General features: G+C 71.1%; 8 protein-coding genes. 6 read left to right on the forward strand and 2 right to left on the reverse strand.

Features of this window, described 5'->3' with window-relative positions; all coding sequences use genetic code 11:
• Positions 1 to 583 precede the first annotated feature (583 nt).
• The 3 genes from HLK59_RS45765 to HLK59_RS45775 all read left to right on the forward strand — a co-directional run bounded on the left by HLK59_RS45765 (position 584) and on the right by HLK59_RS45775 (position 4700).
• Entirely contained in the window at positions 584 to 2278 is a 1695-nt protein-coding gene (locus HLK59_RS45765) for an RICIN domain-containing protein (RefSeq protein ID WP_240983025.1), read from the forward strand.
• A gap of 149 nt (positions 2279 to 2427) precedes the next feature.
• Positions 2428 to 3990: a carboxylesterase family protein gene (locus HLK59_RS45770; RefSeq protein WP_346779974.1), complete on the forward strand. Its 1563-nt coding sequence runs from the start codon at positions 2428 to 2430 to the stop codon at positions 3988 to 3990.
• Between the two features lie 65 nt (positions 3991 to 4055).
• Positions 4056 to 4700, forward strand: coding sequence for a DedA family protein (locus tag HLK59_RS45775; protein ID WP_171147599.1), 645 nt, complete (start codon positions 4056 to 4058; stop codon positions 4698 to 4700).
• A gap of 88 nt (positions 4701 to 4788) precedes the next feature.
• On the opposite strand, the gene HLK59_RS45780 is transcribed toward HLK59_RS45775, so the two are convergent.
• A complete protein-coding gene (locus HLK59_RS45780; RefSeq protein WP_171147600.1) occupies positions 4789 to 5316 on the reverse strand; it encodes a gamma carbonic anhydrase family protein in 528 nt (175 codons plus the stop codon).
• Positions 5317 to 5425: 109 nt separating this feature from the next.
• Here HLK59_RS45780 and HLK59_RS45785 point away from each other — a divergent pair, with 109 nt between their 5' ends.
• Positions 5426 to 6178: an acyltransferase gene (locus HLK59_RS45785; RefSeq protein ID WP_171147601.1), complete on the forward strand. Its 753-nt coding sequence runs from the start codon at positions 5426 to 5428 to the stop codon at positions 6176 to 6178.
• A gap of 27 nt (positions 6179 to 6205) precedes the next feature.
• On the opposite strand, the gene HLK59_RS45790 is transcribed toward HLK59_RS45785, so the two are convergent.
• Positions 6206 to 7063 carry a DMT family transporter gene (locus tag HLK59_RS45790; RefSeq protein WP_171147602.1) on the reverse strand — a complete coding sequence of 286 codons (858 nt, stop codon included), beginning with the start codon at positions 7061 to 7063 and terminating at the stop codon, positions 6206 to 6208.
• A gap of 93 nt (positions 7064 to 7156) precedes the next feature.
• On the opposite strand from HLK59_RS45790, the gene HLK59_RS45795 reads away from it, so the two are divergent.
• Both HLK59_RS45795 and HLK59_RS45800 read left to right on the forward strand, forming a co-directional pair.
• On the forward strand, positions 7157 to 7729 hold the full coding sequence (locus tag HLK59_RS45795; protein ID WP_346779975.1) for a helix-turn-helix domain-containing protein: 573 nt from the start codon (positions 7157 to 7159) through the stop codon (positions 7727 to 7729).
• A 20-nt stretch (positions 7730 to 7749) separates the two neighbouring features.
• Entirely contained in the window at positions 7750 to 8307 is a 558-nt protein-coding gene (locus HLK59_RS45800) for a YbaK/EbsC family protein (RefSeq protein WP_171147604.1), read from the forward strand.
• The last annotated feature ends 36 nt before the right edge of the window (positions 8308 to 8343 follow it).

Below are 8343 nucleotides of genomic sequence, written 5' to 3' on the forward strand. Positions count from 1 at the left end.
GGGGGGGGGAGGCAGGGTGCGAGTGGGTGGGGGGGTGGGGGGCGGTGTCTGCGGGGGTCGGCGGGGGTGTGGGGGACGGTCATGCGGCCCATGCTGGCCGATGGGAATGAGAGCTTCCAGGGAGAAACGTGGGAGCCCGCTGTGCGTCGGGCCCGGGGCCGCGAAAGTTGAAGATTTCGTGTGCCAACTGTCTTTGCTTGCACACAACTTGGCGTCGGCCGGTCCTCAACTTCGAATGCGGGTGCGGATACCGCCGGTAACTTATCTGAATTCACTGCGTTTTGAACTTTGGTCACTCGAACTTCTTGTTTCCTGTGATTCACGTGTGCGAAAGTGACCGCCCCGAATGACCGCACCGTACCTGACGCGGCATAGGTATGCACCAATCACGCACCTGCTTTCCGACGGACGTGCAATAGCCATGCCGTCCTGCGGCTTGGAAGGAAATGGTTCAGTGCAATCCCCTTACCCCCCAAGACCCCCCTATCCGCCGCGGCCCGGAGCGACTCCGGGGGAGACCGACCGAAATCTCGTCGCTCAATTGGGCGGCGCCGAGGGCGGCGACCGCGCCGTCGCGCTGCTGATGGCCCGGCACTGGCGGGCCACCCATGACTACGCGGTCATCTGCCTGGCCTCCTCGTCCGGATCGGCGGAGCTCGTGGCCGCCGCGGCGTTCCACCGTGTGCTCGGCCGGGCGGGCGGGGGCGCGGTGCGGCCCCAACTCCTGTCCGCCGTACGGGACACGGTGAAGGAGTGGGCCGCACAGGACCGCATTTCCGCGGTACTGCCGGAACTGGGCAAGACGACCGGCGGTCGCGGACTGCGCGCCGCGCGGGCTGCCACGCCCGAAAGGCGGCGGCTCGCCGAGCGCGCATTCCAGGCCCTTCCGGGTGCCTCGCAATGCCTGTTGTGGCATGTCGAGGTCGAGGCCGAGCACATATCCGTACCAGCTGGTCTGTTGGGGGTCGACATCCCCCAGGCGGCGGACGGGTTGGAACGGGCACGCGACCAATTCCGGGAGGGCTGTGTACGGGCCCACCGGGAACTCGCGCCCTCCAAGGGCTGCCGCTTCTACAACCGACTCCTCGACGTCCCGATTCGCCGCGGCGGCGCCCTGCTCCCCGATGTGCAGCAGCATCTGACGGAGTGCCGCTACTGCCGGCACGCCGCCGAACAGCTCAGCCACTTCGAGGGCGGCCTCGAAGTGCTGCTCGCCGAGACCGTGCTCGGCTGGGGTGCCCGGCGCTATCTCGACTCCCGGCCCGGCCGCGGCGGTTCGAGCCAGTCGCCGGCCGCCCGTCCGCGCGGCGGCCGGCACCGGCCCGCACGTCTCGCCGCACCGAGGCGGCACACCAAGGCGGCGATGGTCGTGGGCCTGACCTCCCTCGCCCTGCTCGCGACCGTCCTCGTCACCAAGGGCTGGTCCGACGACAACGGTGTCCCCGACCCCCGTGCCACCTGGGGCGCGCCCAGCGGCAACGACGTCGTGCCCAGCCCCGACTCGGCGCCCTCGTCCGACGGTTCCCCGTCGGCCGCCTCCGCGAGCGACCCCGTGGAGGTCGGCCACGGCAGGCTCCGCAGCCGCACCGCCGGTCTCTGCCTCGACGTCCGTGGGAACAGGGTCGAGGCGGGCTCCGCGGCGGTGCTCGCGGTCTGCTCCTCGGCACTGTCCCAGCAGTGGTCCTACCAGGACGACGGTCTGCTGCGCAGCCTCGCCGATCCCACGCTCTGCCTCGACGCCGACACCGACGCGGGCGCGGTCGTCCTCGCCGGATGCCTGGTGCACGCCGGTGAGGTCCAGTACGACCTCACGGTCCGCGGCGAACTCCTGCTCCGCTGGCGCAAGGGGATGGTCGTCGCACCCGACAAGGACCTCGATGTCGTGGTGGCCGAGCGCGACGGCTCCTCGCGCCAGGGATGGCTGTTCGAGACCGCGGACTCGCCCACCGCGCAGGCGCGGAAGAAGGGCGAGACGGAGGAGAAGGAAGAGAAGGAAGAGAAGAAAGAAAAGAAGGAGAAGACGGAGAAGGGCGGGACGGAGGAGCAGGGTGAGGAGGAGGGTGAGAGCCGCCGGCTCCCGGACGCCCCCTCGAAGGCACCCACCGCCGACGCTCCGCGCCCCGAGGAGCGCGACGGCCAGGCTCCGGGCGAGCCGGAGGAGTACGAGCCGAGGATGGCCCAGGTCGACCATCGGGACGAACCCGAGGACCCGGACGTCCTCCAGGACGTGCCGGTCGCCGAAACCGTCGTCACCACACTCGAATCCGTCCTTCACTGACCCGGGGGCCGCCTCGTCGAGGCGGCCCCTCCTTCGGTTCTTGTCGGCATCCGGCCGCTTTGCGTTCGACTCATTGACACGAGTCACCAACGGTCATAGTTTTCCCGCCGCGCCCCTGGCGTTTCTGGATCCGGACCGGAGGTGACCCAGTGATACGCACCGTCGCCGTCGCCCTGACGGCACTCACAGCCGCGCTCGTGACACCCGCACCCGCTCAGGCGGTCGGCCCGCCCGACCCTGTCGTCCGTACGGAGGCGGGTCAGATACGGGGTGAAGTCACCGCCGAGGGAAGGCAGTTCCTCGGCATCCCGTACGCCGAGCCACCCGTCGGCGCACTCCGCTGGAGTGAACCGAGAGCGGTCCGGCCCTGGCACGGGGTGCGCACGGCACAGGACTTCGGCGACAAGTGCGTACAGACGGCGAGTTGGGACCCGGGATACGAGCGGCCCTCGCACACCGAGGACTGCCTCGACCTCAATGTGTACGTCCCCGAAGGCGCCGGACGCCGAGCGGTCATGGTCTGGTTCCACGGCGGCGGGCTCACCGCGGGGGCCGGACAGGACATCGTCCCCGACACCTTCGCCCGGCGTACCGGCACGGTCGTGGTCACCGTCAACTACCGCCTGGGAGCGATGGGCTTCCTCGCCACCACCGGTCTCGACGACGAGGCCCGCGACGGGGTCTCCGGCAACTTCGGCATGCTCGACCAGCAGGCGGCCCTGCGCTGGGTGCGCGCCAACATCGGCCGCTTCGGCGGTGATGCGGGCCGCGTCACCATCGCAGGTGAGTCGGCGGGCGGCCGCTCGGTCTGCACCCAGCTCGCCTCACCCACGGCGAAGGGGCTGTTCCGCGCGGGCATCATCGAGAGCGGGGCGTACGACGACTGTGCCGCCCGGACACGGGGAACGGCGGTGAGCCAGGGAGCCGCGTTCGCGCGGACGCTCGGCTGCGAGACGGTCGCCTGTCTGCGCGGCAAGTCCGCCGCCGAAGTCCTCGCCGCACAAGGGGAGTTCGACTGGGGGCCGGTGGCCGGCGGTCGCTTCCTGCCCGCACAGCCCTCGGACGCCCTCGCCCGCGGGGCCGCCGCCGGGGTGCCGGTGATGAACGGCGCGAACCAGGACGAGGGCCGGCTCTTCGCCTTCGCCCGCTTCGACCTCGGCGGGAACCCCCTCACGGCCGAGCGGTATCCGACCGTCATGCGGGAGGAGTTCGGCGAGCAGGCGCTGCGGCGCTACCCGGCCTCGGCGTACCCGACGCCGACGATCGGCTACGCCACGGCCCTCGGTGACCTGCTCTTCGCGTGCAGCGCGCTGCGGCTCGACACCGTGCTCGCCGGGCGCGGACCGGTCTACGGGTACGAGTTCGCCGACCGCACCTCCCCGCCGTTCGCCTCACTGCGCGCTCTGGGGACCGACTTCGACTTCGGCGCGACCCATGTCAACGAGGTGCAGTACCTCTTCAAGCACTTCGGCCTTCCGTCCCCGCTGAACAGCGAGCAGAAGGTGCTGGCACGGCAGATGATCGAGTACTGGGGATCTTTCGTTCGCGGTGGGGTGCCGCGGGCGGACGGGCAGCCCGCCATGCCCGTCGGCACGGGGACCGTGCTCTCGCTGCGGACGGCGTCCGCCGGGGGCAACGCCTTGAGCGCGACCGTGCACCGTGAGCATCAGTGCAACCTGTGGGACTCCGCCACCGTCACACTCAACGGGTAGGCTGCCCCGGCGCACGCTCGCGTGGAGCGTGCGCCGCACACACACGGCAACGGGAGGAACCGGCGGTGCACGTCCAGGAGTGGCTCGAGTCCGTACCCGCGGTCAGCATCTATCTGCTGGTGGGCCTGGTCATCGGCCTGGAGAGCCTGGGCATCCCGCTGCCGGGCGAGATCATCCTCGTCTCGTCCGCGCTGCTCGCCTCCCAGCACGGTGAGATCGACCCGTTCATCCTCGGTGCCTGCGCCAGCGCGGGCGCGATCATCGGTGACTCCATCGGCTACGCGATCGGACGCAAGGGCGGCCGGCCACTGCTGGCCTGGCTGGGCAGGAAGTTCCCCAAGCACTTCAGCGAAGGGCACATCGCGACGGCGGAGCGGTCCTTCGAGAAGTGGGGCATGTGGGCCGTCTTCTTCGGCCGGTTCGTCGCCCTGCTGCGGATCTTCGCGGGGCCGCTGGCGGGTGTGCTGCGGATGCCGTACTGGAAGTTCCTGACCGCCAACGTCCTCGGTGGGATCCTCTGGGCGGGCGGTACGACGGCCGTCATCTACTACGTGGGGATCGTCGCGGAGTCGTGGCTGAAGCGGTTCTCGTGGCTGGGCCTGGTGCTCGCCGTGCTGATCGGGCTCACGTCGATGCTGGTGCTGAAGCGGAAGGCCGCGAAGGCGGGAGGCGCGGTGCGGGAGGCGGAGACCGTGGGGGCTGCGGAGTAGTTTCGGGCGCGGGTCAGCCGTGGCTCGTTGCGCCCACGCGCCGGTAGCCCCACATCGAGACAGCCCCGCGCCCCTGGGTGGGTCTGGGCTAGCCGTGGATTTCCCCGTGAGCCTTCGCCAGGTCCGCGTACAGGGTGCCGTTGAGGGTCACTCCCTGCTTCTCCTCCTCCGTCAGCTCACGCCTCACCTTCGCCGGTACCCCCGCCACCAGTGATCCCGGCGGCACCCGCATCCCCTGCGGGACCAGTGCCTGTGCCGCCACCAGCGACCCCGCGCCGATCACCGCGCCGTTCAGCACCGTCGCGCCCATCCCGACCAGGCAGTCGTCCTCGACCGTCGCCCCGTGCACCACCGCGTTGTGCCCCACCGACACCCGCTCGCCGATCGTCACGGGGAACCCCGGGTCGGCGTGCAGGGTGCAGTTGTCCTGGATGTTGCTCCGCGCGCCGACGGAGATCCGCTCGACGTCGCCGCGGACCACGGCCCCGTACCAGACGCTCGCCCCCGCCTCCAGGGTCACGTCGCCGATCACCGAAGCGGTGGGGGCCACGAAGGCCTCCTCGTCGATCTTCGGTTCCCGGCCGCCGATGCCCGTGATCAACGCCTTGTGCGTCATCGCCCTCTCCTCGTCGTCGCTGACACCCGCACCGTACGCCACACGCGTGGGGCGAAGATCACAGGCCCGGTCGCCCATCGCCCCACCTCACCGTGAGTACGGTGACCTCGTGCCGAAGAAGAACACGTTCTCATCCTGGTGTCGCAGCCTCACGCAGCGTGCCGTCCACGCGGGCTGGGCCTGGGTGCAGCGCACGGGTTCCGTGACGGCCGAGCACCCGGGACGGTTCCGCTTCGGCGCGCTGGGCGAGCACTCGCGGCTCGCGTTTCCGCTCGGCACGGTCTTCGGGGAGCCGTGGATCCGGCTGGGCTCGCACTGCATCGTCGGTGAGCAGGTCACCCTGACCGCCGGTCTGATGCCGGACCTGGACCTCGGTCCGGAGCCGATCCTGCGCATCGGGGACGGTGTCGTCCTGGGCCGCGGCAGCCATGTCATCGCCGACACCACGGTCACCATCGGCAGCGACTGCTACTTCGGTCCGTATGTCTACGTCACGTCCACGAACCACTCCTACGACGATCCGCACGAGCCCATCGGCAAGCAGTGGCCGCGGATGGAGCCGGTGGAGATCGGCCCCGGCTGCTGGATCGGCACCGGTGCCGTGATCCTGCCGGGGGCGCGGATCGGGCGGAACGTGGTCGTGGCGGCCGGCGCGGTGGTGCGCGGCGCGGTGCCCGACCACGCCGTGGTGGCGGGGGCGCCCGCCAGGATCGTACGGCGATGGACTCCCGAGGCCGGCTGGCAGCCGCCGCTTCGGACCCCGGCGCCCAGGCCGATACCCGAGGGGGTCACGCCGGAGCAGCTCAACGCGCTGGCCGGGCTGGACGAGGAGACCGCGGCGAAACTCGCCGAGTTGGACTGATCCGAGCCGGCCTGATCCGGGGACGCCTCAGCCGGTCGCCAGCAGGAGTGTGCCCACCAGGGCCAGGCCCGCGCCGGCCGCCTGGACCGCCCGCAGCCGTTCGCTGAGGAAGCCGCGCGCGGCGAGGGCGGTCACCACGGGGTAGAGCGAGGCGAGCACCGCCGCCACGGTGACCGGGCCCAGCCGGGCGGCGACGGCGTAGGTGCCGTTCGCCGCGACGTCCGCGAGGCCGACGAAGGCCAGTGCCGGGAGCGCGGCCCAGGGGAAACCGCCCGGCGGGAGTGCGGGGGCGCCCCTGCGGACCGAGGCGTACAGGGCTGCGCCGCCCACGGCGACGTTCACCACGCGCTGCACGAAGAGGGCGAGGAACAGGCCGGTGACCGTGGTCGACGCCTCCGCGATCAGTGCGAACACGGTGCCGAAGCCGAACGCCGCGACCAGGGTGAGCAGGATGGTCCGCCGCTGCACGGGGGCGCCCCGAAGCTGCGGGCCGCCCGCGAGGACGACACCGAGGACCGCGACCCCGATCCCCGCGAACTGCACCGGACCGGGGCGCTCGCCGAGGAAGAGACCCACGCCGACCGGGACGGTCACGCCGAGGGTGCCGAGCGGGGAGACCACGCCCATCGGGCCCAGGGCGAGCGCCTTGTAGAAGCAGATCAGGGCGACCGGGCCGACGAGTCCGGCGGCGACCGCGAACCACAGCCGTGGCCCGGACTCGCTCCAGCCGCCGGTGGCGACCACGATCACGCCGAGCACGACCGTCGCGATCGCCTGGGAGACGACCACCACCGTGAGCGCGGGGGTGCGCCGGGTCAGCAGTCCGCCGCCGAAGTCGGCCAGCCCCCACAGGAGGCTGGTGGCCAGGGCGAAGAATGCTGTCACGGGGTGCCTCGCAGTACAGTTCGGTGAACGATCGGGTGCACCTCACCGTAGTTCAATCGATTGTGCTGTGTCATACAGAATATTGGACGTGATGTGTCGGACCTCGATCTGCTGACCCAGTCCCTGGCGCGCAACGTCAAGCGCTGGCGGACCGAACGCGGCTTCACCCTCGACGCGCTCGCCGCACGCGCCGGAGTCAGCCGCGGCATGCTCATCCAGATCGAACAGGCCCGGACCAATCCGAGCATCGGCACGGTCGTGAAGATCGGCGACGCCCTCGGCGTCAGCATCACCACCCTGCTCGACTACGAGCAGGGTCCGAAGGTGCGGATCGTCCCGCCCGAGCAGGTCGTCCGGCTGTGGCACACGGACGAGGGCAGCTACAGCAAGCTCCTCGCGGGCACGGAGGCCCCCGGCCCCCTGGAGATGTGGGGGTGGAAGCTGATGCCGGGCGACAGCAGCTCCTCCGACCCGCACCCGGTCGGCACGGTCGAGATCGCCCATGTCACGGCCGGCGAACTGACCCTCACCGTCGACGGCGTCGAACACCGCGTCCCGGCCGGCTCCAGCGTCACCTTCGAGGCCAACGCCTCGCACACCTACGGCAATCAGGGTGACGTCCCGATGGAACTCCTGCTGGCGATCTCGGTGCCGGCCGCCCCCTGAGCGGCTGTTAGCGTGCGGCCATGGACGCACCCATCGGACACTTCGACAACGCCCGGCCCGCCCCCGACTGCCTCGGCGAACTGACCGCCCCCGTCGCGGACGCCGTACGCCGTTGGAGCGGCAGTGTCCCCGCCGAGCAGATCGTCTACGTCGAGACCGACCCGCAGTGGGCCGACACGGCCGTCTTCGTGCAGCACTACGGCCAGGAGCTGCTCGAACAGTCCGCGAACTGTGTCGTCGTCGCGGGCAAGCGCGGTGGAGAGTCCCAACTGGCCGCGTGTGTCGTCCTGTCCACCACCCGCGTCGACGTCAACGGCGTGGTGCGCCGCCAACTCGGCGCCCGCAAGGCCTCGTTCGCCTCGATGGACGTGGCGACGGGGGAGAGCGGCATGGAGTACGGCGGCATCACCCCCGTGGGACTCCCCGCCGACTGGCCCGTGTTGGTGGACTCGGCCGTCGTCGACCTGCCCTACGTCCTGGTGGGCAGCGGCCGGCGGCGCGGCAAGCTGCTGGTACCGGGCAAGGCGTTCGCGGAGCTGCCGGGCGCGGTGGTGCTGGAGGGGCTCGGGATCGCCTGAGCCCTGCGCCCTGCGCCCCCGGGCCCCCCCCCGCCC

The sequence above is a fragment of the Streptomyces sp. S3(2020) genome, from assembly GCF_013044505.1.
Taxonomy (GTDB): Bacteria; Actinomycetota; Actinomycetes; order Streptomycetales; family Streptomycetaceae; genus Streptomyces.

Coding starts and splice junctions, on each gene's coding strand:
- HLK59_RS45780 (WP_171147600.1), bottom strand. CDS start 5,316: ATGACGCACAAGGCGTTGATCACGGGCATCGGCGGCCGGGAACCGAAG.
- HLK59_RS45765 (WP_240983025.1), top strand. CDS start 584: ATGGCCCGGCACTGGCGGGCCACCCATGACTACGCGGTCATCTGCCTG.
- HLK59_RS45800 (WP_171147604.1), top strand. CDS start 7,750: ATGGACGCACCCATCGGACACTTCGACAACGCCCGGCCCGCCCCCGAC.